This window comes from Streptomyces sp. NPDC020747, from assembly GCF_044334695.1.
GTDB lineage: Bacteria > Actinomycetota > Actinomycetes > Streptomycetales > Streptomycetaceae > Streptomyces.
Genome location: NZ_JBIRTJ010000015.1, coordinates 38988 through 65551 on the forward strand (window position 1 = coordinate 38988; position 26564 = coordinate 65551).

A 26564-nucleotide genomic window follows, 5' to 3' on the forward strand; every position below is an offset into this window, starting at 1 on the left:
GCGCCTGCCCGTGCGACGCGGTGCGCGCAGGCGCGCACCACACACCGAGAGCACGATTGTCCGAGCTCTCGACTTCGCTCGACCAGGGGGACCCCCATGCCGCCGAAGGGCCCGCCCTCCGGGGCGGACGACGGGAGTTGGCGACAGGGCCTAGCACGGGACAGTGAGTCGTCGTGGCTGGAGTGTAAGCGGGGTGACACTTTCGCCGCCGGTTCGCGCGCGGAATCTGGCGTACGTCACACAGGTCCCGGAGGCTGCCAAGCCCCACGGGAATCGACGGGAGGCTCCTTGACCCCCACGCACGAACGGGCCGCGCGCACCAACACGCACGAACGGGCCACGCGCACGAACGACCCGCACCCTCAGTACGCCGCGCCGCTCCCGGACGAGGTGTGCCGGATGCTGCTGCGGCACATGCCGGCCGCCATAGACGAGATGGAGGACGCCGTCCGCACCGGCCTGCCGCACTACACGCACATCGTCGACGGCACCTACGGCTACTCGGTGCGCCAGATCATCGACCGTACGGTCAACTGTTTCGTCTCGCTCTATGACACCGGTCGGCCCGGCCCGGCCGCCACCGCCGAGATCATCGCCCTGTACGAACGCATCGGCGCACGTCACGGCCGCCTGGGCTGCCCCCTCGACGTGTTGCGGGACGCCCTCGACCTGGCGGGGCGGGTGGCGTGCCGCCGGCTCATCAAGGACGCGTACCGCCTGCACTGGCCGGCGCCCCTGCTGGCGACGCTCACCGAGGACACGTTCACCCTGATCGGGACGGCCATCGCGGCCGCGACGCGCGGCTACGCCGAGGAGAGCCACCGCGCCCCGCTCGACGTACAGCGGGACCGGCTGCGGGACGCCCTGGTCGCCGAGCCCGACGACAGATCCCGGCCGCTCGCCGAGCTGGCGGCGGCGGCCGACTGGCGGCTGCCCGGCACGCTCGCGGTCCTCGCCCTGCCACCGGGCGACCATCCGCAGACCCACGTCCTGCCGCCCGAGGTACTCGCCGACCGCAGCCCCGCCGCGCCTTACCTCATCCTGCCCAACCCCCGTACGCCGGGCCCGCGTTGGCTGCCGAAGACCAAGGGGGCGGTCCTCGGACCCGTGGTGCCCGCCGACCGGGGAGCGGTCTCGCTGCGGTGGGCGCGGCGCGGTCTGGAACTCGTCGAGCGTGGGACTCTGCCCGCCGGCACACCGCTGCGCTGCGTCGACCACGTGGCTGTCCTCGCCGCGTTCCAGTCGGGCGACCTCCTCGAAGCCGCCGCGGCCGAGCTCCTCGGGCCGCTCCTGGAACTCCCGCCCCGCCGCCGCGAACCGCTCCTCGAAACCCTGCTGGTGTATCTGCGCTGCGGCGACAACGCCGTCCTCACGGCGGAACGCCTGCACGTCCACGAACAGACGGTCCGCTACCGCCTCCGCCAGATCACCCAGCTCACCGACGGCAACTGCCCGGATCCCGAACGCCACTTGGAGACGATGCTCGTACTGACCCGGCTGCTGTCCCCCGGTGTGACGGACGGGGGCACAGTGAACCGGGGCGCGACGGCCCGGGGTGCGGTCGGATGGCGGGCCGGGGCCAGGGCCGGAGAGGCGGGCGACGCGGCCCGCGCGCACTCGCCCGCCCGGCCGAGACAGGCGTAGGCGCGGGCGCCCTGCCCGGATCCCGGTGCGAACGGTCAGGGCAGTTCGGCGCGGCTCTTCGCGCCGAGCTCCCGCAGCCACTGGACGACCCCGTCCGCGTCCGTCGTCCGTGCGATGTCGAGGGGCGTCTTGTTGTCGTAGCCGACCCAGTCGAGATCGGCTCCCCGCGCCAACAGATAGTCGGCGGCGGCCAGTTGGCCACCGTGGCAGGCACCCCAGAAAGCACGCGTGACGGCGTCGGCGCCCGGCGGTTCGAGGCCCTCGACGGCCGCTTTGACCCGGTCCAGCAGACCGAGCGTCGCGGCGTCCATGAGCGTCGTACACGCGCCCAGTTCGACCAGCCGGTGCGCCGCCCGCCACTGGCCGAAGCCGCGGGCGTCGGCCAGTGGAGTGCCGCCGCCGATCACGGCACCCGTGGCCTCGATGTCGGCGCCCGCCTCGACGAGGGCGTCCAGTACGGGCACGTCGTTGCTGCTGGCCGCCCAGTGCAGCGGGGTCTCCGAATGGGCGCCCTCGAATCGGGAGTCGGGGTCGGCGCCCGCCGCCACGAGGGCGGCGACGACGGCGGGACCGTTCGGGTAGTGGCCGGGCCAGTCCGCGGCGACGTGCAGCAGGCTGCGCGTCCCCGCTCCGGCGCCGCGCCGCACGATCCGCGTGTCGGCGAGGCCGGGGTGTTCGGTGAGGCACTGCCGGAGCGTCGGCAGGTCACCGCCGCGGATCGCCTCGGTCACCGCGACGGCGAGCGGATCCTGCGAGTCGAGCGTCTCCATCTCACGCCTCCTGCCCAGGACGTCGGGGACGTCCTGCTCGGGATCGGAACGATGCGCCTGGGGTGAGCCTGCCAGAGACGGAGGTACGGCGTGGCGCCGGGCTCCCGGAAGAGCCCGGCGCCGGCTCGTCAGGACGCCTCGATCCCGTTCGTGCACGCGGCCCCCGGCTCCGGGGTCTGCGCACCCTGCACGTACTTCGTGAGGAACTGCTGGACCCGCGGATCGGACGCCTTGTCCACGGTCAGCTGCTTGCCCCAGGCCGACAGCATGATGGCCCCGGCCTGGTCCTTCACCGGACTCATCAGCGTGTACGGGGTCTTGGCGACCTTGCCGGAGAGCGTCTTCACATCGGCGTCCGCGGCCTTGTCGTTGTACGTCACCCAGACCGCGCCGTGCTCCAGCGAGTGCACCGCGTTCTCGTTCGGTATCGCCTTCGTGTAGACCGAGCCGTCACAGGTCATCCACGCCTGGTTGTGGTCGCCGCCGACCGGCGGGTTCATCGGGTACGACACGGCCTTCGCGACATGGTTCTGCGTCAGCTTCTTCGCGTTCCAGGACTTCTCGCCCTTCACGGGCTTCTTCACGGCCGCCTGCTGCTGCTCGTCCTTGTCGTTCGCCTTGTTGATGCCGTAGGCGCCGAAGACGACCAGCCCCGCGACGATGGCCGTGCAGATCGTGATCGTGAGGACGCGGTTTCTGCGCTCGCGGGCCTTCTCCGCCCGCCGCAGCTCCTCGACACGCGCCTTGCGCGCCGTGGCGGCCGACTTCTTGCTGGTCCTGCTCATGGGAATGCGTTCCTTGTCCCCGCCGCGCCGGTTCCTTCGGGCGGCGGTGGGTGAGGGGTCGGACGGACGTCTCGGTCATGGACGTCGGTCTAGATCCGCTGCACCTGGAGGACATGGAGATCGGGAGCGCCACGCGCCGGCGGCAGGACGGGGACGTGCGAGGCCACCACCGGGCGGGCCGCGACCGGCATACGCGGCAGCACCGCGGGCAGCGGGTGCGCCCCCACGGGCAGTACGGCCCGCGCCTCCCGGGTGGGCAGGCCGCAGCACCGGTCGTGCTCGGCGGGGGAGCCCAGCCGCTCCTGGGCGGCGGAGACGGTGACGACGGGATCGGCGACCGGAGCCGCCCGGCCGTGCGAGGGCACGTAGCCCAGACATATCACCAACGCCGCGAGCAGCACGGCGAGGGCAGGACGCAGCACCGCGTCCCGCGTGACGCGGTGCGGTCGCTGTGGCGTCCTGCTGCTCATCACGGTGATGGTATGCGGTGCGCGCGACGGTGGTTCGCGGACCCCGAGGATCGGCCGGGCTCGCGCCTCCGCTCAGCGGGGAAGGCGCCTCCAGCCGCGAGCAGACACTGTCCATAGTCGTCAGTAGACACTGTCTACTCGCGACTGGTAGACAGTGTCCATGACCGAACAGGAGGCGGGACTTCGGGCCCGCTTGGTGGCCGTGGGCGTGGACCTGGTGACCCAGGAGGGGGTGCAGGCCCTCTCCCTGCGGGAGATCGCCCGCAGGGCTGGTGTCTCACACGGCGCCCCACGCCGTTACTTCCCGACCCACCTGGAACTGCTCTCCGCGATCGCGCGAGAGGGCTTCGCCGAACTGGGGGCCGAGGTCGCCGAGGAACTGCGGGGCGGCGAGGAGCCGGGCGGCGGCAAGGAGAGCCCGCGTGCCCAACTCGCCGCGCTGGCCCGGATCTACGTCGGCTTCGCGGTGTCCCACCGCGGTATGTACGAGCTGATGTTCCGTCACGACCTGCTGGAGAGCAACAGCCTGGGCCTGCGCGAGACCAGCCTGCCGCTGTTCAACTCCCTTGCGGACCTGGTGAGTCGGGTGCGCCCCGACGTACGGGCACCGGACGTGGCGGGCGCCCTCTGGGCCAACCTGCACGGCATCGCGCAACTGTGGGGCTGGGGCAGTCTCCAGCTCGCCACAGGGGCCGACGACGTCGAACCCCTCGTACGAGCAGCCCTGGACGCCCACCTCGGACCGGAGCCCCGGTGAACTCGGTCCGCGACCAGCGCCTCACACTCGCCGCGGGCATCACCGGGGCCGCGCTCGTCGCCCTCGACGGGACCGCGCTGACCGTCGCACAGCCCAGCCTGGGACGCGATCTCGACGCCTCGTTCGTCCAGATGCAGTGGACGAGCACCGGCTATCTCATCGCCGTCGCGAGCCTGCTCGTCTTCTCCGGCCGCCTCGGCGACCGGTACGGACACCGACGGGTCTTCGCCCTCGGAATGCTGGGCTTCGCCGTCACCTCGGCGGCGATCGGCCTGGCGCCGGGCGTGGGCTGGGTCATCGGCCTGCGCGTCGTACAGGGGGTTTTCGGCGCGCTGCTGCAGCCGGCGACCCTGGGAATGCTGCGCGCCGCGTATCCGCCCGATCGCCTCGGGATGCCGATAGCCGTGCGGACGAGCGCCATCGGGGCCGCCGCCGCGCTCGGCCCGCTGGCCGGCGGGGCGCTCGCGACCCACTTCGGCTGGCGGTCGGTCTTCTTCCTGGGCCTCCTGCCGGCGCTGGCGGCGGTGGTGCTCGCCCTGGTGGCACGGGTGCCGGGGGAGGCCTCGGACGTCCGCCTCGACCTGCCGGGCGCGTGCCTGCTGGGGGTGACACTGGTGTGCCTGGTCCACACCCTCGTCGGTCTGCCGGACACCGGCTGGACGGCCGCGAGCGGGCTCGGACTCCTGTGCACGGCAACCGCGTGCGCCGCCTTCGTCCGCCACGAGCGGCGTACGACAGGGCCGTTGGTGCCGCCCGACGTGTTCCGCTCGACCACGATCACCTCGGCACTCGGTGTCCTGCTCACCGCGTCGGCGGTGCTGTTCGGCACGCTGTTCCTCAGCACGTACTACCTCCAGGACGTACTCGGCCTGGACCCTCTCCACGGCAGTCTGCACGCGCTGCCGCTCGCGGTGGCCATGGTGGTCGGCGCACCGGTCTCGGCCGTACTGCTGCGTCGCCTCGGTCCGCGCCGAACGACCGTGGCGGGCATGGTTGTCGTGGCCCTCGCCACCCTTCTGACGTCCCGGCTCGACCAGACGTCGGGATCCGTGGCGATCGGCGGCTGTTTCCTTCTGCTGGGGGCCGGCTTCGCCCCCGTGATGGTCACCGCGACGGCGGTCGTCGTGCGGGAGGCGTCCGTGCGGTCGGCGGGCGTCTCCGGCGGACTCCAGCAGACCGCGATGAACATCGGCCCGGCCCTCGGGGTGGCCGTGGCCACGACGCTCGCACCGGCCGGGGCCTCCGCGAGGGGGACCGCGCTGGTCGTCCTCGCCGCCATCGCCGCACTCGGCGTGCTGCCGGCCACCCGACTCCCTGCCTCGGCCGGGAAAAGGCGCCCGGACACCGCCGAGGGTCCGGGCGCCAAGAGCACAGCGGGTCACCCGTAGAACGGCCCCGGCGTACTCCACGTCGTCGTACCGAAGACGTTCGCGTCGTCAATGCTGATGTTGACATTGCTGACCTTCAGCCCGTACTGGGTCGCCGTCATGCCCGACGGGCAATTCACCTCCACTGGAGGGAAGTTGACGAAGAAGTGCGGGCCGTACTCGCCCTCGTAGTTCCGATGCGCGGACAGGATCCAGTTGCTGTCCGGCTCGTAGTACGTCGAGCCGAGGCGCTGCTGCTCGGTGCGGACGACGAAACTCGTGCCGTGGTCGAAACTGCCGTCGGCACGGAGGCACCCGAAGGTACGGGCGGTGTCGGCGTGCGCCTGGAAGTAGTTCCCGGTGCTGTTGAGGCCGGCCAGATAGCCGGGCTGATTGCGGACGTTGTGCAGGACGACGCCGAGCTTGAAGCCCCCGCAGCCCGCCGTCGGGTCGTAGTCGTGGTAGATCAGCCGGCACTTGCGGTCGCCGAAGTAGGCGGTCGGATCCGGGTTGTAGGGCTGAGGCACCACGGTCCCGTAGAACTTCACGGTCGCCGAGATGCCGCCCTCGGCGGCCGCCGGGATCTCCACGGTGGTCGTGGCGTGGGCGGCGCCCGTGCCGGTCAGGACCAGAGCGAACCCGGCGAGCAACGCGACGATCAGCCGCGCCGGATGTCTCAGCACACGCTTGTTCCCCATGCTCCCCATAGCTGACTTCCCCCCTGTGCATGTCATGCACATTCATGCGAACGGTGACCAGCGAACGCTAGCGGTGCCACCGCCCCATGACGGGACAAACAGCCCAGTCCTCACAACCGGAACGCTCACGCGCCGAACCGGATCAGCATGCGCCGAACTGGATCAGGGCGTGTGTCCCGCTCGTGCGCCACGCCTCCTCGCCCGCGTCCAACTCCTCCAGTGTCCGGGGCGTGAGCCCGGTCACGACGTCCGACTTGAGCGTCCGCAGCGCCGCCACCGGGCCCGGGAAGTACGCGGTGGCCTCGGCGAACGGTGTCGTGGCCGGCCAGTGGCGGTCACCCACCAGACGGCGGTAGTTGAGGTCGCCCTTCATCACGGTGACCGTGGCGGACGCGAAGTCCTCCCGGAGGTCGGCCGGCATCCGCTCGTAGGGATGCGGCGCGCACGAGAACGCGTGGGTGCGCAGGATCAGCCGGCCACCGCTGACAGCCTGCCGCAGCCGCTCGCCGACCTCCGCCGCATGTCCGGACGCCCCGGTCATACGGTCGAGACAGGCCAGGGTGTCGGTGGTGGTCGCGTCGGACACGTAGTACGGGTACGGCTTGAGGTGCAGGACGACGGTGGCCGCCCGCCGAGTGGTCAGGAGATGGTCGGCGAGGACGAGGTCGGGAAGCAGCTCGGGACCGGCGTTGTCGGCGACCAGACAGACCTTTCCGGGCTCGCCCGCTTCGAGGGTCTCCAGGAGTGCGGGGGAGTCGTCCACGACGAGGCCGGTCACACGCTCGCCCAACCCCTCGGCACCGGCGGACAGTTGGAAGCCGAGATCGGCCCGGTTGCCCCACAGGGAGGAGAGCAGGAGGGTGCGGTCCCGTTCCGCCGCCGGGAGTTCGGGCAGGCGGTCGAGCGCGGTGAGCTCTTCGTCGACCTTGGAGCTCGTGAGTTCGGCGTTCTTGAAGGGGGCGAAGGGGTCGATGCTCTGCCAGGGCCCAGGCGTGAAGTGGCCCAGGGCGGCCAGGAGTTTGCGGTAGAAGAAGCTCTCCGCCCACAGGAACGGCACGTCCGGCCAACGCTGCCCGTAGTAGGGCTCGTCCCGCCACCGCCCGGCGCCGGGCTCGCTGTGGTCGAGCCGCTCGATGACCCCCTTGTCGATCTCCTCCAGGAGGGAGTCCAGCGCGCGCTGCTGCTCGGGCGGATACGGAGTGGCCCGCCGTACGCGCTCGATGAGGGCGGGGTGCCGCTCGTCCAGCACACTCCGGGCGAACGAGCCGGGGGAGCTGGTGATCACGGGGGCACGGTCCTCGGCGGTGGCGTCGGTGGCGGTGGCGGTGGCGTCGTCGAGGGCTCGGCCGGGGCTGTGACTGGGGCGGGTCATGCCCCCAGTAAACCGTCCGCACTTCCCGGTGGTCGGGAACGGGGAGGGATGCGTCGTGGACCGCCGGGCGGAAGGAACCTCCGTGGTCCGGGTGTCACACCGTGACGGCCATGGCCCTTCCGGTGGGCAGCCAGCGGAAACGGTCGCGGAGGTCGGCCGGGGCGCCGGCGAGTTCCGCCTCGATGGCGGTCCGGCCCTCCTGGAAGTGGCCCCAGCCCTCGTAGTGCACGGGCAGGACCGTCTGCGGCCGCAGCTCGCCGCACAGGCTGACGGCCTGCGCCGCGTTCATCGTGTAGCGGACCGGGCCCGTCAGCGGAAAGCGGACGCTGCCCAGATGCAGCAGGGCGGTGCCCACGTCCAGACGGCGGGCCACCTCCCGTACGCCGTCGTACAGGACGGTGTCGCCGGAGACCCACACCACGCCGTGCCGCTGGCCCTCCCAGCGGAGCGCGAAGCCGATGACGTCCCCGATGATCGGCCGGGACAGCGGCGGGCCATGGCGGGCCGGAGTCGCCGTGACGTCGATCGTCGGCCGTCCGGGCGCCTCCAGCCGCGTGCTCGACCAGGCCGCCAGGCCACGCGCGTTGCCACCGAGCCGACCCGCACCGGACCGTGTGGTGAGTACGGTGCCGACGCCCGGCAGCAGGGCACGTCCAGCCGTGTCCAGGTTGTCGCCGTGGTGGTCGTGGGTCAGCAGGACGGCGTCGATCGGCGGCAGGTCCGCGACGGCGAGGGCGGGGCCCGTCAGCTTGCGGGAGGAGGTGCCCCAGCCGAACGCGTACCGGCCGCCCGGCGGATCGAACGTCGGGTCGGTCAGCAGCCGCCAGCCGTCGGCCTCGATCAGCGTGGTCGGACCGCCGATGTGAGTGACACGGACCTCGGTCATGCGGTGACCCCCTCCGAGGGCATGCGGTGATCTCTTCCAGCCCAGCCCAGCCCAGCCCAGCCCAGCCCAGCCCGTTCCGGTCTCTCTCGGTGGCCCGGGGCGGCCTGTGCGGTCGCCCCGGGCGCACTGTGTGCCCTACTCGGCGTGCTCCACGGCCCAGGACAGGGCGTGGTCGGCGATCTCCTCCCAGCCGGGCGAGGCCGGCATGAGGTGCGGCTGCCCCGGATACACCTTGACCTCGGTGAGGGTGTTCGACTTGTAGTGCTTGGCGTTGGACTGCTGGACCTTCGGCGGCATCAGATGGTCCTCCTCGCCGGAGAGGAACAGCAGCGGGGCCCGGTCGTCGTTGTGGTAGTTGACCCAGATGTCCTGGTGGCCGGGCTGGAGGTTGGCCAGCACGCTGTTCCACAGGATGCGGCCCGAGGCGGGGATCGCGTACCGCTCGTACAGCGCCCGGGACTCCTCCTCGGGGAACGTGTTGGTGAACGCGTAGTGCCACTGCTCGAAGGTGAGGCCGACCGCCTTGTGGTGGTTGGCGGGGTTCTTGAGCACGGGGAACGTGGACTTCACCTGGCTCGGCGGGATCACCCGAACGCCCTCTGTGGGCGCGGAGTTGATGGCCACACCGGCCGCGCCGAAGCCGTGGTCGAGCAGGACCTGGGTGAAGGCCCCGCCCGCGGAGTGGCCGATCAGGACGGGCGGCCGGTCGAGTCCGCGGATGACGGTGGCGAGGCTCTCGACGATCCGGGGCGCGGTGATCGCCTCGATCGGCGCCGGGTCGGCGTTGAGGGACTCGACCTCCGCCTCGAACCCGGGGTATGCGGGCGCGATCACGCGGTAACCCTGCTTCTCGTAGCGGTCGATCCAGTGTTCCCAGCTGCGGGGCGTGACCCAGAAGCCGTGGATCAGGACGACGGTGTCCGGCTTGCTCATGGGCTTTCCTTCCGGGAGGTCAGCGGGTGGCGTGGTGGGCGGCCAGGATCTGGCGGACGACGACGGCCGGGCGGGACATCATCACGACGTGCGAGGCCCCCTTGACCTCGACGACCCTGCTCCCCGCCCGCTGTGCCATGAAGCGCTGAACGGCGGGCGGGATCACCTTGTCTGCGGTCGGGATCACGTACCAGGACGGCAGCGACTTCCAGGCCGGTACGCCGCTCTTGCCCGCCAGACCGCCGACGCTGCCCGGGCGTTGGGCGGCCGCCATCAGCCTGGTCTCGGAGCGCGGCAGATCGCCGGCGAAGACCTCGCGGAACTTCGCCGGGTCGATGTAGCCGTCGAGGCCGGGATCGCCGGGAGGCGCGTCGGCGGGGAGCGGGAACGGGCGGGTCACCAGGGCGCCGGGCAGCTGACTGCCGGGGAACTGCTCGGCCAGCTGCAGTGCGCTCTCGCCCTCGTCGGGGGCGAACGCGGCCACGTACACCAGTGCCTTGACGTTCGTGTGGCCGCGCCCGGCGTTGGTGATGACCTCGCCGCCGTAGGAGTGGCCGACCAGGATGACGGGGCCGGGGATCGTGTCGACGATGCTGGAGACGTACGCGGAGTCGCCGGCCAGGGTGCGCAGGGGGTTCGCTGCGGCGATGACCGGGAAACCGGCGTCCTGGAGTCCGGCCATGGTCCTGTACCAGCCGGACGCGTCGGCGAACACGCCGTGGACCAGGACGACGGTCGGTTTGGCACCGACGGCCGCGGGTCTGCCTCCGGCTGCCGACGCGGAGGGCAGCGCGCCGCCGAGGCCGAGCGCGCCGGTGCCGGCCGCGAGCATGCCGCCGAGGACGCGGCGGCGGGGGTGACGGTCGGACGTCATGTGATGGGCTCCTTCTGGGTCGGGGCATGTCGGTGGCGGGGCATGCGGACGGAGCTTCGGGAGTGCGTCGAGGCGCCTCACCGGTGCATCAGAGATGCCGCAGGGGTGGCTCAGGAGTTGAGGAACTCCAGCAGATCGGCGCTGAGTTGTTCCTTGTGGGTGTCGGTGATGCCGTGCGGCGCGCCCGGATAGACCTTGAGCGAGGCGTTCTTGATCCGGGCGGCGGAGGCCTTGCCACCCACCTCGAACGGCACGACCTGGTCGTCGTCGCCGTGGATGACGAGCGTGGGTACGTCGAAGGCGTCCAGGTCCGCACGGAAGTCGGTGGCGGAGAAGGCCGCGATGCATTCGTACGCGTTCCGGTGTCCGGCCTGGAGCCCCTGGAGCCAGAACGCGTCGCGGATGCCCTGGGACGGGGCGGCGCCGGGCCGGTTGCCGCCGAAGAACGGGCCGTCGGCCAGGTCGCGGTAGAGCTGCGAGCGGTCGGCGACCGAGCCGGCGCGGATCGCGTCGAACACCTCGACCGGCACCCCGCCCGGGTTGTCGTCGGTCTTGAGCATGAACGGCGGTACGGCGGAGACGAGCACGAGCTGGGCGAGCCGGGCGGTGCCGTGCCGGCCGACGTAACGGGCCACCTCGCCGCCGCCGGTGGAGAACCCGACGAGCGTCGCGTCCCGCAGATCGAGCGTGTCGACGAGCGTGGCCAGGTCGTCGGCGTACGTGTTCATCTCGTTGCCGAGCCAGGTCTGGGTGGAGCGGCCGTGGCCACGGCGGTCGTGGGCGATGACGCGGAAGCCGTTCGAGGCGAGGAACAGCTGCTGCGCCTCCCAGCTGTCCGCGTTCAGGGGCCAGCCGTGGCTGAGCACGACCGGGCGGCCCTGTCCCCAGTCCTTGTAGTGGATCCGTGCACCGTCGGAGGCGGTCACGTACGGCATGGGGGTGCTCCCGTCTGCGGGTTCGTTCCGACCGCCCGATCATCGGCCGGGGCGGGTCGTCCTCGAATCCCGTGGAGCGCGTAGTCGTGAACCGGTTCAGAGGTCCGGGGTGCGGGCGAGCTGGCGCCGGGAGGTGACGTCGAGCTTCCGGAAGATCTTCCTGAGGTGGTAGTCGACGGTGCTCGCGCTGATGAACAGCTGGGCGGCGATCTCGGCGTTGGTCGCGCCCGACCTGGCGAGGCGGGCGATCGTGAGCTCCTGCGGGGTCAGCGCGTCGGTCGTCCCGGCCGCACCGCGGTGAGGGTGCTCGCCGGTGGCGGCGAGTTCCTGGGCGGCGCGGGCGGCGTAACCCATGGCCTGTATGGCGTCGAACATCGCGACGGCCGTGCGCAGTTGCTCGCGGGCGTCCTTACGGCGCTTGCGGCGGCGCAGCCACTCGCCGTACAGCAGATGGGCGACGGCGAGATCGGAACGGGCCCGCGTCTTCGAAAGCAGGCCGATCGCCTCGCGGTACAGGGCCTCCGCGTCGTTCGTGGCGGCGAGCAGGGCCCGCGAGCGTGCCAGCAGCCCCAGCGCCCAGGGGGTGCCGGAGGCCGACGCCCGGGACGTCAGTGTGCGCAGGGCCGCCGTGGCCAGGACGCGGTCGCCGCAGCGTACGGCCGCCTCGACGAGATGGGGGAGCAGCCGGGAGTGCACCCCGAGGACGTCGTGCTCGATCAGCTCATGGGTGGTGCTGCGCGCCCGGGCGTAGTTGCCGCGGCTCAGGGCCAGGACGACCATGCCGATGCGGGCTATGGACTCGACCGCGCCGTTGCCCAGCCAGGTGCCGGCCTCCATCGACCCGTCCAGGACCGTGGGGAGGTCGTCGAGTTCGCCGTGCCAGGCGAGCAGTTCGGGATGACGGTAGATGGCCCACACGTCGTCCGTGGCGCCGATCGCCGCGCGGATCTGGCTGCCCTCGGCGCGCAGTTCGTCGGCGGCCGACAGCTCGCCGAGGTTGGTCTCCGACATCACGCCGCAGTACAGGGCGATGTCGAGCTGCATCAGGGCGCCGGTCGCGCGGGCGGCGTCCGCTGCCCGCAGGATCACGGCGGAGTGCGTCACCTCGTCCCACAGCATCATCGACAGGGTGACGACCGGCATATAGCCCCGCAGCACCTGCTCGTCGGTGGTGCGCGGGTCGAGCAGCACCGCGCAGGCCCGCCGCACATGGGGCACAGCGCGTTCGTACCCCTCGGTGACCAGGACGGCGAACGCGCGCAGCACCAGGTCGATGCCGGTTGCGTCCCCGGTGCGGGGCACCAGGTCGTCGATGGCCCGGGCGATCTCGGCCACCGTGGTGTCCCGCATGAGGTGTTCCGCGCTGATGGCACGCTCGACCGCTCTCAGCAGCGCCTCGCGGGCGAGTTCCGGCGCTCCGCCGGCGAGGAAGAGCGCGGCCCGCAGACACAGCGCGGGAGCCCGCGCGAACGAGTCGGCGTCGCCCAGCGCGATGACCGCGTGCGCCCGGACCAGCAGGGCCCGGCCCCGGCCGACGTCGCCGAGCAGCTCCACGTCGATCGCGTCGAGCAGCGACTCCGCCTGCAACGGCGCCCCTGCGCGCAGCGCGGCCTCGGCCGCCGAGAGCAGCCGCGCGGCCCGGACAGCGCCCTCGGGCGTCAGCTCGGCGGCCCGGGTCAGAAAGGTGGTGCGGGCCGCGTACCCGCCGCGGGAGCCCGCCCGGTCGGCCGTCCGCTCCAGTTCGGTGGCGACCGCGGCGTCCGGACCGATCGCGGCCGCGGCGAGATGCCAGGCCCTGCGGTCGGTGTCGGCCGGGCGGTCGGTGACCTCGCCCAGCGCCTGGTGCGCCCGTCTTCGCTCGGTACCGGTGGCCCCGCCGTACACCGCCGACCGCACCAGCGGGTGCCGGAACTCCGCGGCCGAGCGCAGCACCACGAGGCGGGCGGCCTCGGCCGGACCCGAGGCCTCGGCACCGATCCCCAACTGCCGCGCCGCACGGGTGAGGTAGCCGAGGTCGCCGCTCGGTTCGGCCGCGGCGAGCAGCAGCCAGGTACGTGCGGGTCCCGTCAGCTCCCGCACCCGCTGAAGGTAGTGCGCCTCCAACCGGCTGCCCACGGGCAGGGGTTCGGGCAGTGCGAGCCCGCCGGAGAGCTGGTCGGCGGAGAGTTCGAGACCGAGGTCGGTCAGCGCCAGCGGGTTCCCGGCGGTCGAGGCCACGATCCGTGCCGCGACGCGGGCGTCGAGCTGTCCGGGCACGGCTTCCCGCAGCAGCTCCAGCGCGAACTGCTCCTCCAGACCGGCGACTTCGACGGCGTCGGGCAGGCCCGCGGGTACGTCGAATCCGGTCCGCGCGGCGAACAGCAGGCCGACGCCCTCCGCGTGCACCCGGCGGCCCACGAAGGCGAGCACGCCGAGGGACTCCTCGTCGAGCCACTGCGCGTCGTCGACGAGCGCCAGCACGGGCCGCCGCTTCGCGGTTTCCGCGAGGAGGGTGAGCGTCGCGTGCCCCACCAGGAACCCGTCGGGCGGCGGTCCTTCGGCCAGTCCGCAGGCCACCCGCAGTGCCGTGTGCTGGGCCGAGGGCAGCGCACCGGGCTCCTTGAGCCCGTCCAGCAGGGGGACGAGCAGCCGGTGCAGCGCGGCGAACGGGAAACCGGACTCCGCCTCCACGCCCACCACCCGCAGCACCCGCAGTTCGGCGGCCTCGGCCACCGCGTGCTCCAGCAGGGCGGTCTTGCCGATACCGGCGTCGCCCCGCAGCACCACCACACCGCTGAGTCCTTCGCGCAACTCCCTGACGAGCAGGTCGAGTTGGTCGCGTTCCCGGGCCCGCCCCTTGAGGGTCATGTCGAACGATTGAACCAGCGCCGCGGCCACGATGGACGACAATGGGCACTATCGACTGTTTCGGTTATGTGAACCGGCATATATACCGGGTTTAAGTCATGCCCGTCTCAGCCACGACGGATCCCGGCCGGGCCGATCCCGGCCGGGCTGCCGTCAGCCCCAGCTCTGCGAGTACTGGTTGCGGTACCGCCTGCGCCCGCGTTCCGAGCGGATTCGGAGGGCCACCAGGGCGACCAGACTGCCCGCGATGACGAACAGCCCGGGGCCGAGGTTCCTGAAGTCCGCGACCCGCTCGAGCGCCGAGGCCAGGCTGTCGGTCTGCCCCTCCGCCGCGCCTCCCGATCCTCCCCCTGCCCCGGGCAGGACGGCGCCGCCGGGAGCGGTCGAGGCCGTGCCGGGAGGGGCCGCCGCGCCCGCGCCGTTGTTGGCGCTGCCCGTGCTCCCGGCGGAGGGCGAAGCCTGGTCGTCGGCCCCCGGTTCGGTCACCAGCTTCACACCGAGCGAGTCCAGCGCCTTGGAGACCGGCTGGAAGAACGTCGTACCGCCGCTCTGACAGTCCCCGTTGCCGCCCGAAGTGATTCCCATGGCAAGCCCGTTGGCGAACATCGGGCCGCCGCTGTCGCCCGGTTCGGCGCACACCGTGGTCTCGATGAGTCCGGTGACCGTGCCCTCCGGGTAGTTCACGGTGGCGTTTAATCCGGTCACCTCGCCGGACTGGAGACCGGTCGTGCTGCCGCTGCGGAACACCTTCTGTCCGACGGCGGCGTCGGCCGATCCGATGATCCGTATGCCCTGGCCGTCGCCGACGGCCACGAGGTCGGCGCCGCTGAGATCCACGCCGGGGCTGTACTGCACGAGCGAGAAGTCGCCGCCGGGGAACGAGCCGGACACGGTCGCGCCGACCTGCTGGCTGCCCTGCTGATCCGAGAACCACGTCGTGCCCACCGGGCCGCAGTGTCCCGCCGTGAGAATGAAGTTGGCCTGACCGTTGGTCACGTTGAAGCCCGCCGAGCAGCGTCCGGCGCTCGCGAAGAGCGGCGAGGCACCGTTCACTCGCGGGGTGAACGTGCCCTCCGTACGCTCCATCCGCACGGACTTGCCGAGGCTCTCGGCGACCTTGGCCAGCCGGTCCCACTCGGCGGCGGAGACGGTGGTGTCGGCACGGACCACGACCTGGTTGGAGGCGTAGTCCATCGCCCATGAGGTGCCGGCCACCTTGGGCGCGTCCTTGAGGGTGTCGGTGACGGACCGCAGATCCTTCATGGCGTAGTGGACGACCTTGGGGACGGCACCCGCGCCACGTACGTCGGCAGCCGCCTCCTCGTCGGTGACCGCGACGACCGGGCGTCCCTTCGCGTCGATCCAACTGCCGGCCGTACGCGACGTGCCCAGCTCGGTGACCAGTTTCTGGCCGGTCCGGGCGGCCAGGGTCTCCGCGTTCGGAGCCTTCGGATCGTCAGACGTCTCGCTCGCCACGGCATGCGAGACCATCAGCCCCCCGCACACCAGTCCGCCGATTGCGGCGAACCGTGCGATCCGCTGAACGTTCCGTCGTGCATGCCTCATCCACGGCTCCCGTGCGACTGTCCTGACCCAGCGTCACTGCTGTGGGCGCTTCCGCTAGGTGAACGCCCTCCTTCAGTACGTGCCGTCCCACGGTCTGGTTCACCGGCCCGGCCGAGTGTTCGCCGGTCGGCGAGAACTCGCCTGTGTTGCCGAAACAGCAACGTCCCTCGCGCCCTCTCGGAACCGGCGCGATGATCGGAATCAGTACACCCCAGTCCGAGGAGGACCCATGTCGCAGGCCGCAGACCCGTTCACCCCGGCGGGCGCCCAGCATCGACTGGTGGACGTCCCCGGTGGCCGGATCCACCTCGTGGAACAGGGCACCGGCCCCCTTGTCCTGCTGGTCCACGGCTTTCCCGAGCTCTGGTACTCATGGCGCCACCAGCTCCCCGCACTCGCCGGGGCGGGCTACCGCGCCGTCGCCATCGACGTACGCGGCTACGGGCGCTCGTCGGTGCCGGACGCCCTGGAGGCGTACCGCATCGGGGCGCATGTCGAGGACAACGTCGCCGTCGTCCGTGCCCTCGGCGAGGAGACCGCCGTGATCGTCGGCCACGACTGGGGCTCGACCATCGCAGCCGACTCCGCGCTGCTCAGGCCCGATGTCTTCTCCGCGGTGGGACTGCTCGGCGTGCCGTACGCGCCGCGGGGCGGGATCCGGCCGACCGACGCCTTCGCCATGATCGGCGGGGACGAGGAGTTCTACGTCCGCTACTTCCAGGAGCCGGGCCGTGCGGAGTCGGAGATCGAGCCGGATGTACGGGCGTGGCTGGCGGGCTTCTACGCCTCGCTGTCGGCCGACACCATGCCGGAGGAGGGAGAGGCCGGCGTCTTCTTCGTCCCGAAGGGCGGCAGGCTCTCCGACCGGTTCGTGAAGGACCGGCCGTCCTGGCTCTCGGACGACGAACTCGACTTCTGCGTAGGCGAGTTCGAGCGCACCGGATTCACCGGCGCCCTCAACCGCTACCGCAGCATGGACCAGGACTGGGAGGACCTCGCCGAGTGGGACGGTGCCCCGATCGCCCAGCCGTCGCTCTTCGTCGCCGGCCAACTCGACGCCTCCATCGCCTGGTTGGCCAGTGCCATCGAGGCGTTCCCCACCACACTCCCCGGCCTGGTCTCCTCGCACCTCGTCGAGGGCTGCGGCCACTGGGTGCAGCAGGAACGCCCCGAGGAGGTCAACCGGTTGCTGACCACCTGGCTGCGCACCCTCAACGCGTAGACCTCAAGGCGTTGACGCGACCAGCCCGGCCTCGTACGCGATGATGACGAGCCGCACCCGGTCCCGGGCGTCCAGCTTGGCGAGCAGCCGGGTCACATACGTCTTCGCGGTGGCGACGCTGATGGACAGCCGCGCGGCGATCTCGGTGTTGGACAGACCGTTTCCGATGAGGGTGAGCACCTCGCGCTCGCGGTCCGTGATGCCCAGGGCCGTGCGCGGCGCGGGCGCGGCGGACACGGGACGCTCCGCGAACTCACTGATGAGACGGCGTGTCACACTCGGCGCGAGCAGCCCGTCCCCGGTGGCGACGACCCGGATCGCGTCGAGGATGTCGTCCAGGGCCATGTCCTTGACCAGGAATCCGGCCGCGCCCGCGCGCAGCGCCCCGTACAGATAGTCGTCATCGTCGAAGGTCGTCAGCATGATGACCTGGGTCCCGCCGGACCCCTGCGTGACCAGCCGGGTGGCCTCGATGCCGTCCATGCCGGGCATGCGGATGTCCATCACCACGACGTCGGGGCGCTCCGTCGCGGCCAGCTCGACCGCTCGGGCTCCGGTACCCGCCTCGCCGACGACCTCAAGGCCGGCGGTCTCGGCGATCACCATGCGCAGGGCCGCGCGGACGAGGGGCTGGTCGTCGGCCAGGACGACCCGTACCGTCATCGGGCACCCGCCGGCACGGGCAGCCGCGCCGCCACCCGGAAACCGCCCTCGGGACGCGGCGCGGCCGAGAACTCCCCGTGCAGCAGACCGACCCGCTCGCGCATGCCGAGCAGCCCGTAGCCGGTGGCCGCGGCGTGCCCGGGGCCGTTCCCGCTGTCGAGAACCTCGATGGCCAGCTCCTCGTCGCGGCAGTCGACGGTCACCTGGCAGGAGCGGGTGCCGGCGTGGCGTACGACATTGGTGACGGCCTCCTGCACGATCCGGTACGCGGACATGCCGATCTCCGGGGGCAGCGTGTGCCGTTCGCCCTGCCAGCGGACCTCGACGCGGATGCCCGCGGCCGTCGTCCGCTCGGCGAGGCGGTCGATGTCGGCCAGACCGGGGGCGGGGGAGGGATCGAGCGGAGCGGCCTCGGGGGCCTGGCCCGGTTCGGCCCGGCGGAGCGCGCCGAGCATCCGGCGCAGGCCGGACAGCGTCTCGCGGCTCGCGTTCTCCACCTCGCCGAGCGCCTCGCGCGCCAGGTCGGGCCGGGTGTCGATGACCCGGCGCGCGGCACCGGCCTGGAGGGCGACGATGCCGATGGTGTGGGCCACCATGTCGTGCAACTCCCTTGCGATTCGCAGCCGTTCGGCGGTGACGGCCTGGGCAGCCGCCTGTGCGCGCACCTGTTCGGCGTGGACCCGGGACTGGTGCATCGAGTCGCCGATGAGCCAGGCGATGACGGCCGTGAGGCCCACGATCAGCTCGGTCGTCGTTCCGATGACCCATTTGCTCAGCACCCGGACGGCCAGGTACCCGGCCAGTGTGCAGAGCGCCATGGCGATGGCCACGATGCCGGTCCTGCGGGTCCGGGCCGCCGCGATGAAGTACAGCGTGAGATCGACTGCCAGGAACTGCAGCAGTGGGATCGCGCCGACGCTCAGCGCACTCGTCGCGGAGATGGAACCGGCGAGCATCAGGGCGAGGGCCCACAGCGGGCGACGGCGCATCAGGACGCAGCCGCCCAGCGTCAGGGCGGTGCCCAGGGCGAGAAGCGTCCAGCCCTCCCACCTGGCGCTGCTGAGCAGCGAGGTGCGATAGGCGTCGGCCTCTTCCTGACCGGGCAACCGGAATCGCATGAGCATGGTGAGCGCCAGCCCCGCACACCAGATCGCCGCCGTCCAGACGCCCGGCGGTATGCGCTTGAGCAGCGGAAGTCGCGGTGTGGCGGGCATGCACCGATCGTAACGACATGATCCGGGCAGGGCATCGGACCGTGGGTGTACACCCGTGGTCGACACCGCCCCGCGCGATTGTCGGCGCCGGTCCGATGCCGAACCGCCGTGCTCCCGGGGACCGTTGGACCCGTGATCGAAGTCAACGAACTGACGAAGCGATACGGCGGCACCACGGCCGTCGACCACCTGAGTTTCACGGTGCGGCCCGGACACGTCACCGGGTTCCTCGGCCCGAACGGCGCCGGGAAGAGCACCACCCTGCGACTCGTACTCGGCCTGAACGACCCCACCAGCGGATCCGTCACCATCGACGGCCGCCGCTTCCGGGACCGCCCGCGCGGCCTGCGTCACGTCGGCGCGCTGCTCGACGCCCACGAAGTGCACGGCGGCCGCAGCGCCTTGGCGCAGCTGACCGTGCTGGCCCGCTCCAACCGCATCCCGCGCCGCCGGGTGGACGAGGTGCTGGAGGAGGTCGGCCTCGCGGGTGCGCGGCGGCGCCGGATCGGCGGGTTCTCGCTCGGGATGAAACAGCGGCTGGGCATCGCGGCCGCGCTGCTCGGCGATCCGCCGGTGCTGCTGTTCGACGAGCCCCTCAACGGCCTTGACCCGGAGGGCGTGAAGTGGCTCCGCGGTCTGTTCCACCGGCTGGCCGCCGATGGCCGCACCGTCCTGGTCTCCAGCCATCTGATGTCCGAGATGGAGAACACCGCCGACCAGCTCGTCGTCATCGGCCGCGGCGCGCTGATCGCCGCCGAGAGCCTCACGGAGTTCGCGGCCCGCGGCACCCGTCCGACCGTGACCGTGCGGACGCCGGACCCCGCGACGCTGACGGCGCTGCTCACCGGGGCGGGAGCGGAGGTGCGCCAGGACGTCGACTCGCTGACGGTGACCGGCATGGACGCGGACCGGATCGGTGAACTCGCCCACCGGCACCGGGTGCTGCTGCGCGAACTCACCACCCGGACCGCCTCTTTGGAGGAGGCCTTCATGGAACTGACCGCCGACAGCGTCGAATACCTCGCGGGAGAAGCCCGATGACCACCACCGACAGGGCTGTTGCCGTCGCCACTGCCACGGTCGACCCTGCTCAGGGCGCCGAGCCCCGCGCCCGGTTCGGTGACCTCGTCGCCGCCGAGTGGATCAAGCTTTGGTCGCTGCGCTCCAACACCTGGGCGTTCGTGATCGGCGCTCTGGCGGTCATCGGGTTCAACGTGGGAACCGCCTGGGACACGTGCCGCTACTGGACGGAGCGGGACGCGGGCTCCCGGGCCGACTTCGTCCGGGACGGGATTCCGTTGTCGATCGCCTTCACCGAGAACGCCGCCATGGTCCTCATGCTCGCCCTCAGCGCCATCGGCGCCACGGCGATCGTGGGTGAGTACAGGACCGGAACGATCCGCACGACGTTCACGGCCGTCCCGGCCCGGCGTTCGGTGATGGCGGCGAAGGTGTGTGTGGTCACGGCCGTCACGACGGTGTTCGGCGCGGTGGTGGCGGCGGCCTCGTTCGGTCTGACCCAGGCCGTTCTGTCCGGCCGGCACATCGGCGTCCCGATCGACCATCCCGGCGCGCTGCGCGTCCTCGTGGCGTCCGCGCTCCTCGCACCGGTGTCCGCGCTCATCGGTATGGCCCTCGGCGCCCTCATCAGGAACACCGCGGCCACCATGACCGCCAGTGTGGTGATCCTCCTGCTGCTGCCCCTGGTGTTCAGCGCCGACCGCTACTGGGCAGCCGTCGTCGACCACGCCCTGCCGGCCGGCGCGTGGATCCGCCTGGTCGACGTCGACCAACAGGCGGTCGCGTACCCGTGGACACTCACCGGCGCCTGGACCGTCTACGCGCTCTGGGCCCTGACCACCGCCGCTGTCGCCGTGCTCTCCGTGCAGCGGCGCGACCAGTGAACGCCCTGACCCGCGAGCCGCCTCATGCCTGGCGTACCTATGCCTACGTCTACATGTCTACATGTCTACACACGTGTCTCGTGATGTCTACGTACGTGTCTCGTGCAGGGCGGTGCGGGCGAGGTCGACGAAGTTCACGACCGACTCCCAGAACGGGCGGTAGCAGTCGCTGAACCGCTCTCCAGCCCCCTCCTCGCCCTCGATCATCGCGCGGAGCGCCCGCCAGTTGTCGCCGGTCGCGAGGCGGATCCGGTCCGCGGCCGAGGCGGCCTCCGCCGACCCCTCCAGGTCCACCACCCAGACCCGCTGACGCAGCACGGCGTACTCGCTCTGAAGCCGTGTCCGCAGATCCTTGAGGGCCGCGAGCCGCTCGTCCGGGTCCTGGATCCGATCGGCGTCGGAGACCTTCCAGTAGAGGTCTCCCATGCGCTGGGCCTGCTCGATGACGTCGACGTACGCCGAGCGGCGGGTCGCCCGGAGCCGGTCCGCCTGTACGGTCGCGGAGGCCACGTCCGCCTGGATGCGGGCGGCCCGGTAAGTGCCGCGGCTGGTCACCCAGCTCGCGAGCACGGCGGTCCCGGCCGTCAGTGCGGCCACCCACAGTGTGCTGTCCCCCATGTCGAAGCGATCCTCAACCCTCAGGCGAGCCGGGCGAGTTCGTCGTCCGACAGGCTGATCGCGCCCGCGGCCACGTTCTCCACGAGGTGGTCCGGATCCCCGGTGCCCGGGATGGCCAGGACGTGCGGGCCGCGGTGCAGTGTCCAGGCCAGCCGGATCTGCGCGGGGCTCGCGCCATGGGCCCGGGCGATGTCGAGGACCGCGGTTTCGTGGGTGCCGTCGGCGCCCTTCCTGCCGCCCTCGCCGGCTATCGCGAAGAACGGCACGAAGGCGATGCCCTGTTCACCGCAGATCCGCAGGACGTCGTCACCGACCTCGCTACGGGTGTCGAGGGCGTACCGGTTCTGGACGCAGACCACCGGGGCGATGGCCTGCGCCTCGGCGAGCTGCTCGGGGTCGACGTCGGACACCCCGAGGTGGCGGACGAGCCCCGCCTCGCGCAGCGCGGCCAGTGCGCCGAAGTGCTCGGCGATCGAATGGCGCCCGTGCGTCCGGAGGTTGACCACGTCGAGGTGGTCGCGGCCGAGCTGACGCAGGTTCTCCTCCACCTGGCCGCGCAGCTGCTCGGGCCTGGCCCAGGGCAGCCACTCGCCCGACGGATCCCGCCCCGGCCCGACCTTGGTGACGATGACCAGGTCGTCCGGATACGGGGCCAGCGCCGAGTTGACCAGCTCGTTGGCCGAGCGCAGGGACGAGAAGTAGAAGGCGGCGGTGTCGATGTGATTGACGCCCAGTTCCACCGCGCGCCGGAGCACCCCGAGTGACCTGTCGCGGTCGCTCGGCGTGCCCGAGTGGAAGGCGCCGCTCCCGGTCAGCCGCATGGTCCCGAAACCCAGCCGGTTGACCGTGAGGTCGCCGAGCCGCCACGTGCCCGCTGCCGCCGCGTTGATCGTCTCCGAGGTCATCTTCGGAGTCTTGCACGGAGATTCGGACGACGGGGGCGGACGATGAAAAGCGATCTTCGCGGGCCCGGCGGGCATGAACGCCCGCATGAACGCCTGTGTGGACCGCCTGCGTGGCCCGTCGGCGTGGAGCCGGTCACCTAGGCGGGGCGATCCGGCTCGCGCGTCCCGGTCAGATGCGCGAAGACGACGACATTGCTCCGGTAGCCGGTCCTCCGGTCGTACGCCCCGCCACAGGTGATCAGCCGCAGCTCGGGACGCTTTCTGGCGCCGTACACCTCCTGGCTGGGGAACCGTTCCTTGTCGTACGTGCGGACGGTGTCCACCGTGTAGACGGCGGTGCGGCCGTCGGTGCGCCGGGCCTCGACCAGCCGGCCGGGTGTCAGTCCGCTCAGGCCGACGAAGACGGCGGGCCCGGTGGCGGTGTCGAGGTGACCGACCACCACGGCGGTGCCCGCCTCTCCGGGCGAGGGGCCGCCCTCGTACCAGCCGACCAGTTCGGGGTTGTCCACCGGCGGCGTGGTGAGCTGCCGCTTCCGGTCCAGGCGCAGCCCGACGACCGGCGCCTCCAGACCGAGATACGGGATCCTCAGGACCGTCGCCCTGGACCGCGGGAGCGGCCGGGGCGCCGGGCTGGGGCGGCGGACGGGAGGCGGCACACGGACGTGGCCGCGCCGGGGCTCGGGTGTCGCGGCGGCGGAGGGACCGGGGGCGGGAGAACCCGGGGACGCCTTGGCGTCCCCGGGCTCGGCGGCCGGGGCAGCGGCCGGGTCCGGGGACCGACCGTCGTCCTCGGCCCACCAGAGGCCGCCCACGACCAGCGAGACCGCCAGCACGGCCGTCCTCGTCAGACGGTAGGCGCGCGTCCGGTACCAGGGCCTGGGCGCGCGCCTACGCGGCGCCATCGGGCCGGCGACGCAGCATCCGGAAGTAGACGAAGCCCGACACCCCGACCAGGCCCAGCGCCGCCGCGGCGCCGACCGCCGACACGCTCGGTGGCTCGGCGAGACCGCCGCCGCCCGCGGGTACGCCGCCGTTGGGGCCGCCGGGTGCCACTCCCTCGGACCCGCCGGCGGGCGGGGCCTTCTTGCAGTCGACCTTGAACACCTTGTGCTTGCCCGCGCCCTTGCCGTCCACGATCTGCCAGGTGAGCTTGTACTGGCCGTCCGGCAGGGCCAGCAGGCCGGTTGTCCGGCCGGTGCCGGTGGGCAGTGCGAGGGTGCCGGTGAGCGTGGCACTGCCCCGCTTCGCCGGCTGGGGCTCGATGATCCAGGTGACTCCCTGCCCCTGGTCGAAATTGAAGGCGGCGAGGTAGAACTGGCAGACCTTCGGGTTGTTGCGCTGGTCGGCGTCGGGCGTCGTGTCCGCGTGGATCTTCACGTCGCCGTTGTCGCCGGGAGCGGCGAAGGCGGCGGGGGCCCCGAGAAGGGCCGTTCCGGCGAGAGCGAGCGCCGTGAGCGCGGCGGCTCCCGCGCGGGGGCGGGCGGTACCGGCGCCGGAGGTACGGGCGCGGGCGGTACCGGGGCGTGGCGAGGTGGGCATGCGAGATCCTCCGAGCGGGATGATTGTCGTACAAATCGACTCTTCGTCCGACTCTCTTTCACATCCCGAGCCCAAAAGCCGAGCGCATCGCTGACGAACCGTCAGAGATAGCTCGTCCGGCCCAGGCTCCCGCCGGACCCGCCCGCCGCCTAGACTCACCGCGTGGACAACACAGCGTTGGAGCGGCTCGGTGCAGGCCAATACCTGCTGGTCACCAGTTTTCGGAAGAACGGCACGCCGGTCGCGACGCCGGTGTGGGTGGTCCGCGACGGCGACACGCTCGGCGTCTGGACCGTCGCGGACTCGTGGAAGGTGAAGCGGATCCGCAACCGCGCCGACGTCCTGGTCGGCCCCTGTGACATCCGCGGCAACCCGACCGGCGAGCAGCTCCCCGCCACCGCCGAGGTCTGCGACCCGGACGTCACCGAGCACTATCGCCGCCTCATCGCCCGCAAATACGGCATCTCCGGCCGCCTCGGCCTGCTCGGCAGCCGACTGCGCCGCGGGAAGAAGGGGACGCTCGGCATCCGGGTGTCACTGGTGCCGTAGCCAGACGTAGTCGACGGGCTGTACGGCGTTCCAGGCCTCCGTCAGTTCCGGGCCGACGGGGACGAAACCGGCTCCCCGATAGCAGTGCAGTGCCCGGTCGTTGTCCGGGTGCACCCGCATGAACACGTCCGACAGCCCGGAGTCACGGGCCTCGCCCAGCAGGCCCCGGACCAGTTCACGCCCGAGGCCACGACCTCGGGCGCCGGGTGCCACGATGATCCGCGCCAGCTCCACCTCGTCCTCCTCGGCGTCGAACCACAACTCCCCGTACGCGACGGGCCGTTGGTCCTCGACGAGCAGGCGGGCCGTCACGTCCGTGTCCTGCTGCCACGCCGCGACGGTCTCTCCGGCCATGGGGAACTCCCGCCGCCCGCACCACATCGCGACCTCCGTGGCGGAGACCGGCCAGCTCGCCACGGTCGTCGCGTGCGCGGCGCTGAAAGGAAGCAGATCCATGAAGTGACTCCGTTCGTCCGGCTCCGCGGCTCTTGACCGGACCGAGGGGATGCCTAGAGTGACCGGTGGTTGAACGGCAAATCGCTTTTCGCGATGCCGGTGACGCGTCGGCCTCGGCCGTCGCCGCAAGCGTCCCATCCCATTGTGCGAGGAGCGTTCGCACACGTGTCGAGCCAGGAGGAGAACCCCTTGGACCTGACGGCGATCGAGACCGAGAGGGCACGGATCCGGGACACCTATCTGGCCCCGGACAGGCAGCCCAGCTCGGCCCGGGGTGTGCACCATGTCGCGCTGCTCTCCGGCGACGTCGAGAGGACGGTGCGCTTCTACCAGGAACTGCTTGAGTTCCCGCTAACGGAGATGTTCGAGAACCGCGACTACAAGGGTTCGACCCACTTCTTCTTCGACATCGGCCACGGCAACCTGCTCGCGTTCTTCGACTTCCCGGGCCTCGACCTCGGCCCCTACGCGGAAGTCCTCGGCGGCCTCCACCACCTGGCCATCTCCGTCGAACCGGCTGCCTGGCGGCGGCTGCGCGACCGGCTCGACGCGGCCGGGGTGGACTACCAGGAGGAGAGCGACACTTCGGTCTACTTCCGCGACCCCGACGGAACCCGCGTCGAACTGATCGCGGATCCGCTCGGGGAGATGTACGGCACCAGCGTGCGGTGATACGGCACGAGCGTGCGGTGATACGGCACGAGCGTGCGGTGATACGGCACGAGCGTGCGGTGAGTCGCGCGGGACGGCCTGCGCCCGGCCGGAGGCCTACCGCACCGTCTCCGACGGTGTCGGGGAGGCGCCCGCCTGCGGGGTGAGAGCGAGGACCGGCGCACCTGGCTGGGGCGCGGGCGGTGTGACATCGCCGGCGGGCAGCTTCGGGGGAGCCGTCTCCTGGAACAGGACCGAGTCGAAGTCGACCATCCCGGTCTTCTCCAGGACGGAGATGTGGTCCAGGACGGTGTCGTTGGCCTGGTCGGCCAGTTCACGGACCAGGCTGTTCTCGGTGGTGGCACGGATCTTCGCGACGGTCGGGAAGATCTGGCCGTGGGTCACCCGCAGGATGTTGGCGAGGTCCGTGTCGAACTGCTTGCCGTGGTCCGCGGTCAGGGTCGCCACGAAACCCTGCTGCTGCGGTGACGCCTGGTTGGGCAGGGTGATCCCCAGCCGGGGAGCGATCAGCCGGCACTCGGCGTCGAGTGCGGCGTGACCCGAGATCAGGTGCTCGCCCGCCGTTCTGACGGGCTGGGTCGTGCCCTTCGTCAGAGCCAGCTCGCCGGAGGGGAACTCCCACAGCCCGGCGGCGCGCACCTTCACGACGAAGTCGCGGTCCGCCTCCGTGAGCGGGCCGGTCGGGGTGCGGGCGATGATGCGCGACGGGGAACTCGACGCGTTCTGCACCCCGAGCATCGCTGGATACGCGAGCGCGACGAGGGTCAACGTCAGGCTGCCGACGACGAAGACGGTTCCCGCCACGTTCCGGGACATACGCATGGCTCCTCCTGGCCCAGGACATCCGCCCCCGGAGTGGAGTACTCCAGAGGCGCTGCTTTCGCCCCGCGTGAGCGGTGCGGATGCCGGGGAATACGG

The 26564-nt window shown here is 71.7% G+C and carries 27 protein-coding genes; 8 read left to right on the forward strand and 19 right to left on the reverse strand.

Features of this window, described 5'->3' with window-relative positions:
* Positions 1-288 precede the first annotated feature (288 nt).
* Positions 289-1644, forward strand: a complete 1356-nt coding sequence (locus tag ACH4YP_RS33955) for a helix-turn-helix domain-containing protein (protein WP_398494658.1) — start codon at positions 289-291, stop codon at positions 1642-1644.
* 35 nt (positions 1645-1679) lie between these two features.
* Here ACH4YP_RS33955 and ACH4YP_RS33960 read toward each other — a convergent pair whose 3' ends face one another.
* The 3 genes from ACH4YP_RS33960 to ACH4YP_RS33970 all read right to left on the reverse strand — a co-directional run bounded on the left by ACH4YP_RS33960 (position 1680) and on the right by ACH4YP_RS33970 (position 3669).
* Positions 1680-2414 (reverse strand): ankyrin repeat domain-containing protein, encoded by a 735-nt coding sequence (locus tag ACH4YP_RS33960; protein WP_398494659.1) that lies wholly within the window; start codon positions 2412-2414, stop codon positions 1680-1682.
* A gap of 128 nt (positions 2415-2542) precedes the next feature.
* Positions 2543-3199, reverse strand: coding sequence for a DUF3105 domain-containing protein (locus tag ACH4YP_RS33965; RefSeq protein WP_398494661.1), 657 nt, complete (start codon positions 3197-3199; stop codon positions 2543-2545).
* An 89-nt stretch (positions 3200-3288) separates the two neighbouring features.
* Positions 3289-3669, reverse strand: coding sequence for a hypothetical protein (locus ACH4YP_RS33970; RefSeq protein WP_361071862.1), 381 nt, complete (start codon positions 3667-3669; stop codon positions 3289-3291).
* A gap of 160 nt (positions 3670-3829) precedes the next feature.
* On the opposite strand from ACH4YP_RS33970, the gene ACH4YP_RS33975 reads away from it, so the two are divergent.
* Together ACH4YP_RS33975 and ACH4YP_RS33980 are read left to right on the forward strand one after the other, a co-directional pair.
* Positions 3830-4426, forward strand: a complete 597-nt coding sequence (locus ACH4YP_RS33975; RefSeq protein WP_398494663.1) for a TetR/AcrR family transcriptional regulator — start codon at positions 3830-3832, stop codon at positions 4424-4426.
* Positions 4423-5814: an MFS transporter gene (locus ACH4YP_RS33980; protein ID WP_398494665.1), complete on the forward strand. Its 1392-nt coding sequence runs from the start codon at positions 4423-4425 to the stop codon at positions 5812-5814. The genes ACH4YP_RS33975 and ACH4YP_RS33980 overlap by 4 nt, the downstream gene beginning before the upstream one ends.
* On the opposite strand, the gene ACH4YP_RS33985 is transcribed toward ACH4YP_RS33980, so the two are convergent.
* The 8 genes from ACH4YP_RS33985 to ACH4YP_RS34020 all read right to left on the reverse strand — a co-directional run bounded on the left by ACH4YP_RS33985 (position 5805) and on the right by ACH4YP_RS34020 (position 15904).
* Positions 5805-6491 carry a hypothetical protein gene (locus tag ACH4YP_RS33985; protein ID WP_361071854.1) on the reverse strand — a complete coding sequence of 229 codons (687 nt, stop codon included), beginning with the start codon at positions 6489-6491 and terminating at the stop codon, positions 5805-5807. The genes ACH4YP_RS33980 and ACH4YP_RS33985 overlap by 10 nt on opposite strands.
* Positions 6492-6633: 142 nt before the next feature.
* Positions 6634-7863, reverse strand: a complete 1230-nt coding sequence (locus ACH4YP_RS33990) for a damage-control phosphatase ARMT1 family protein (RefSeq protein WP_398494667.1) — start codon at positions 7861-7863, stop codon at positions 6634-6636.
* A gap of 94 nt (positions 7864-7957) precedes the next feature.
* The gene (locus tag ACH4YP_RS33995) at positions 7958-8749 is read right to left on the reverse strand and encodes an MBL fold metallo-hydrolase (RefSeq protein ID WP_398494669.1); all 792 of its coding nucleotides are present in this window, start codon (positions 8747-8749) and stop codon (positions 7958-7960) included.
* A gap of 135 nt (positions 8750-8884) precedes the next feature.
* Positions 8885-9682 (reverse strand): alpha/beta hydrolase, encoded by a 798-nt coding sequence (locus ACH4YP_RS34000; protein ID WP_361071845.1) that lies wholly within the window; start codon positions 9680-9682, stop codon positions 8885-8887.
* A 19-nt stretch (positions 9683-9701) separates the two neighbouring features.
* Positions 9702-10556: an alpha/beta fold hydrolase gene (locus ACH4YP_RS34005; protein ID WP_398494671.1), complete on the reverse strand. Its 855-nt coding sequence runs from the start codon at positions 10554-10556 to the stop codon at positions 9702-9704.
* Between the two features lie 110 nt (positions 10557-10666).
* Positions 10667-11491, reverse strand: coding sequence for an alpha/beta fold hydrolase (locus ACH4YP_RS34010; RefSeq protein WP_398494673.1), 825 nt, complete (start codon positions 11489-11491; stop codon positions 10667-10669).
* A 96-nt stretch (positions 11492-11587) separates the two neighbouring features.
* On the reverse strand, positions 11588-14338 hold the full coding sequence (locus ACH4YP_RS34015; RefSeq protein ID WP_398494674.1) for an AAA family ATPase: 2751 nt from the start codon (positions 14336-14338) through the stop codon (positions 11588-11590).
* 153 nt (positions 14339-14491) lie between these two features.
* Complete coding sequence (locus ACH4YP_RS34020; RefSeq protein WP_398494676.1) at positions 14492-15904, reverse strand: S1 family peptidase; 1413 nt, start codon at positions 15902-15904, stop codon at positions 14492-14494.
* A 229-nt stretch (positions 15905-16133) separates the two neighbouring features.
* On the opposite strand from ACH4YP_RS34020, the gene ACH4YP_RS34025 reads away from it, so the two are divergent.
* The gene (locus ACH4YP_RS34025) at positions 16134-17126 is read left to right on the forward strand and encodes an alpha/beta fold hydrolase (protein ID WP_398494678.1); all 993 of its coding nucleotides are present in this window, start codon (positions 16134-16136) and stop codon (positions 17124-17126) included.
* Between the two features lie 3 nt (positions 17127-17129).
* On the opposite strand, the gene ACH4YP_RS34030 is transcribed toward ACH4YP_RS34025, so the two are convergent.
* Positions 17130-17789, reverse strand: a complete 660-nt coding sequence (locus ACH4YP_RS34030; RefSeq protein WP_398494680.1) for a response regulator — start codon at positions 17787-17789, stop codon at positions 17130-17132.
* Positions 17786-19003 (reverse strand): sensor histidine kinase, encoded by a 1218-nt coding sequence (locus ACH4YP_RS34035; protein WP_398494682.1) that lies wholly within the window; start codon positions 19001-19003, stop codon positions 17786-17788. The genes ACH4YP_RS34030 and ACH4YP_RS34035 overlap by 4 nt, the downstream gene beginning before the upstream one ends.
* Positions 19004-19135: 132 nt before the next feature.
* Here ACH4YP_RS34035 and ACH4YP_RS34040 point away from each other — a divergent pair, with 132 nt between their 5' ends.
* Together ACH4YP_RS34040 and ACH4YP_RS34045 are read left to right on the forward strand one after the other, a co-directional pair.
* The gene (locus tag ACH4YP_RS34040; protein WP_398494683.1) at positions 19136-20044 is read left to right on the forward strand and encodes an ATP-binding cassette domain-containing protein; all 909 of its coding nucleotides are present in this window, start codon (positions 19136-19138) and stop codon (positions 20042-20044) included.
* The gene (locus ACH4YP_RS34045) at positions 20041-20907 is read left to right on the forward strand and encodes an ABC transporter permease subunit (RefSeq protein ID WP_398494685.1); all 867 of its coding nucleotides are present in this window, start codon (positions 20041-20043) and stop codon (positions 20905-20907) included. Before ACH4YP_RS34040 ends, ACH4YP_RS34045 begins: the two co-directional genes overlap by 4 nt.
* An 87-nt stretch (positions 20908-20994) precedes the next feature.
* Here the strand turns inward: ACH4YP_RS34045 and ACH4YP_RS34050 are convergent, their stop codons facing one another.
* The 4 genes from ACH4YP_RS34050 to ACH4YP_RS34065 form a co-directional block, all read right to left on the reverse strand.
* Complete coding sequence (locus tag ACH4YP_RS34050) at positions 20995-21525, reverse strand: hypothetical protein (protein ID WP_361065527.1); 531 nt, start codon at positions 21523-21525, stop codon at positions 20995-20997.
* Between the two features lie 20 nt (positions 21526-21545).
* The gene (locus ACH4YP_RS34055) at positions 21546-22430 is read right to left on the reverse strand and encodes an oxidoreductase (RefSeq protein ID WP_361065524.1); all 885 of its coding nucleotides are present in this window, start codon (positions 22428-22430) and stop codon (positions 21546-21548) included.
* A 137-nt stretch (positions 22431-22567) separates the two neighbouring features.
* Positions 22568-23332 carry a class F sortase gene (locus ACH4YP_RS34060; RefSeq protein ID WP_361065521.1) on the reverse strand — a complete coding sequence of 255 codons (765 nt, stop codon included), beginning with the start codon at positions 23330-23332 and terminating at the stop codon, positions 22568-22570.
* Complete coding sequence (locus ACH4YP_RS34065) at positions 23319-23969, reverse strand: hypothetical protein (RefSeq protein ID WP_361065518.1); 651 nt, start codon at positions 23967-23969, stop codon at positions 23319-23321. The genes ACH4YP_RS34060 and ACH4YP_RS34065 overlap by 14 nt, the downstream gene beginning before the upstream one ends.
* Positions 23970-24131: 162 nt before the next feature.
* Between ACH4YP_RS34065 and ACH4YP_RS34070 the strand changes: the two genes are divergently transcribed.
* A complete protein-coding gene (locus ACH4YP_RS34070; protein ID WP_361065515.1) occupies positions 24132-24518 on the forward strand; it encodes a PPOX class F420-dependent oxidoreductase in 387 nt (128 codons plus the stop codon).
* On the opposite strand, the gene ACH4YP_RS34075 is transcribed toward ACH4YP_RS34070, so the two are convergent.
* Complete coding sequence (locus tag ACH4YP_RS34075; RefSeq protein ID WP_398494687.1) at positions 24504-24974, reverse strand: GNAT family N-acetyltransferase; 471 nt, start codon at positions 24972-24974, stop codon at positions 24504-24506. The genes ACH4YP_RS34070 and ACH4YP_RS34075 overlap by 15 nt on opposite strands.
* A gap of 165 nt (positions 24975-25139) precedes the next feature.
* Here ACH4YP_RS34075 and ACH4YP_RS34080 point away from each other — a divergent pair, with 165 nt between their 5' ends.
* A complete protein-coding gene (locus tag ACH4YP_RS34080; protein WP_361065511.1) occupies positions 25140-25646 on the forward strand; it encodes a VOC family protein in 507 nt (168 codons plus the stop codon).
* Positions 25647-25742: 96 nt separating this feature from the next.
* On the opposite strand, the gene ACH4YP_RS34085 is transcribed toward ACH4YP_RS34080, so the two are convergent.
* Positions 25743-26468, reverse strand: a complete 726-nt coding sequence (locus ACH4YP_RS34085; RefSeq protein WP_361065508.1) for a DUF4142 domain-containing protein — start codon at positions 26466-26468, stop codon at positions 25743-25745.
* Positions 26469-26564: the final 96 nt, after the last annotated feature.

What these genes read in the sequence shown, in the direction of transcription:
- ACH4YP_RS34020 (WP_398494676.1), bottom strand. Translation starts at nt 15,904, where the DNA reads ATGAGGCATGCACGACGGAACGTTCAGCGGATCGCACGGTTCGCCGCA.
- ACH4YP_RS34025 (WP_398494678.1), top strand. Translation starts at nt 16,134, where the DNA reads ATGTCGCAGGCCGCAGACCCGTTCACCCCGGCGGGCGCCCAGCATCGA.
- ACH4YP_RS34045 (WP_398494685.1), top strand. Translation starts at nt 20,041, where the DNA reads ATGACCACCACCGACAGGGCTGTTGCCGTCGCCACTGCCACGGTCGAC.
- ACH4YP_RS34065 (WP_361065518.1), bottom strand. Translation starts at nt 23,969, where the DNA reads ATGCCCACCTCGCCACGCCCCGGTACCGCCCGCGCCCGTACCTCCGGC.
- ACH4YP_RS34030 (WP_398494680.1), bottom strand. Translation starts at nt 17,789, where the DNA reads ATGACGGTACGGGTCGTCCTGGCCGACGACCAGCCCCTCGTCCGCGCG.
- ACH4YP_RS33960 (WP_398494659.1), bottom strand. Translation starts at nt 2,414, where the DNA reads ATGGAGACGCTCGACTCGCAGGATCCGCTCGCCGTCGCGGTGACCGAG.
- ACH4YP_RS34055 (WP_361065524.1), bottom strand. Translation starts at nt 22,430, where the DNA reads ATGACCTCGGAGACGATCAACGCGGCGGCAGCGGGCACGTGGCGGCTC.
- ACH4YP_RS34010 (WP_398494673.1), bottom strand. Translation starts at nt 11,491, where the DNA reads ATGCCGTACGTGACCGCCTCCGACGGTGCACGGATCCACTACAAGGAC.
- ACH4YP_RS33975 (WP_398494663.1), top strand. Translation starts at nt 3,830, where the DNA reads ATGACCGAACAGGAGGCGGGACTTCGGGCCCGCTTGGTGGCCGTGGGC.
- ACH4YP_RS34035 (WP_398494682.1), bottom strand. Translation starts at nt 19,003, where the DNA reads ATGCCCGCCACACCGCGACTTCCGCTGCTCAAGCGCATACCGCCGGGC.
- ACH4YP_RS34050 (WP_361065527.1), bottom strand. Translation starts at nt 21,525, where the DNA reads ATGGGGGACAGCACACTGTGGGTGGCCGCACTGACGGCCGGGACCGCC.
- ACH4YP_RS34075 (WP_398494687.1), bottom strand. Translation starts at nt 24,974, where the DNA reads ATGGATCTGCTTCCTTTCAGCGCCGCGCACGCGACGACCGTGGCGAGC.
- ACH4YP_RS33970 (WP_361071862.1), bottom strand. Translation starts at nt 3,669, where the DNA reads ATGAGCAGCAGGACGCCACAGCGACCGCACCGCGTCACGCGGGACGCG.
- ACH4YP_RS33995 (WP_398494669.1), bottom strand. Translation starts at nt 8,749, where the DNA reads ATGACCGAGGTCCGTGTCACTCACATCGGCGGTCCGACCACGCTGATC.
- ACH4YP_RS33985 (WP_361071854.1), bottom strand. Translation starts at nt 6,491, where the DNA reads ATGGGGAACAAGCGTGTGCTGAGACATCCGGCGCGGCTGATCGTCGCG.
- ACH4YP_RS34005 (WP_398494671.1), bottom strand. Translation starts at nt 10,556, where the DNA reads ATGACGTCCGACCGTCACCCCCGCCGCCGCGTCCTCGGCGGCATGCTC.
- ACH4YP_RS34085 (WP_361065508.1), bottom strand. Translation starts at nt 26,468, where the DNA reads ATGCGTATGTCCCGGAACGTGGCGGGAACCGTCTTCGTCGTCGGCAGC.
- ACH4YP_RS34060 (WP_361065521.1), bottom strand. Translation starts at nt 23,332, where the DNA reads ATGGCGCCGCGTAGGCGCGCGCCCAGGCCCTGGTACCGGACGCGCGCC.
- ACH4YP_RS34000 (WP_361071845.1), bottom strand. Translation starts at nt 9,682, where the DNA reads ATGAGCAAGCCGGACACCGTCGTCCTGATCCACGGCTTCTGGGTCACG.
- ACH4YP_RS34015 (WP_398494674.1), bottom strand. Translation starts at nt 14,338, where the DNA reads ATGACCCTCAAGGGGCGGGCCCGGGAACGCGACCAACTCGACCTGCTC.
- ACH4YP_RS33990 (WP_398494667.1), bottom strand. Translation starts at nt 7,863, where the DNA reads ATGACCCGCCCCAGTCACAGCCCCGGCCGAGCCCTCGACGACGCCACC.
- ACH4YP_RS33965 (WP_398494661.1), bottom strand. Translation starts at nt 3,199, where the DNA reads ATGAGCAGGACCAGCAAGAAGTCGGCCGCCACGGCGCGCAAGGCGCGT.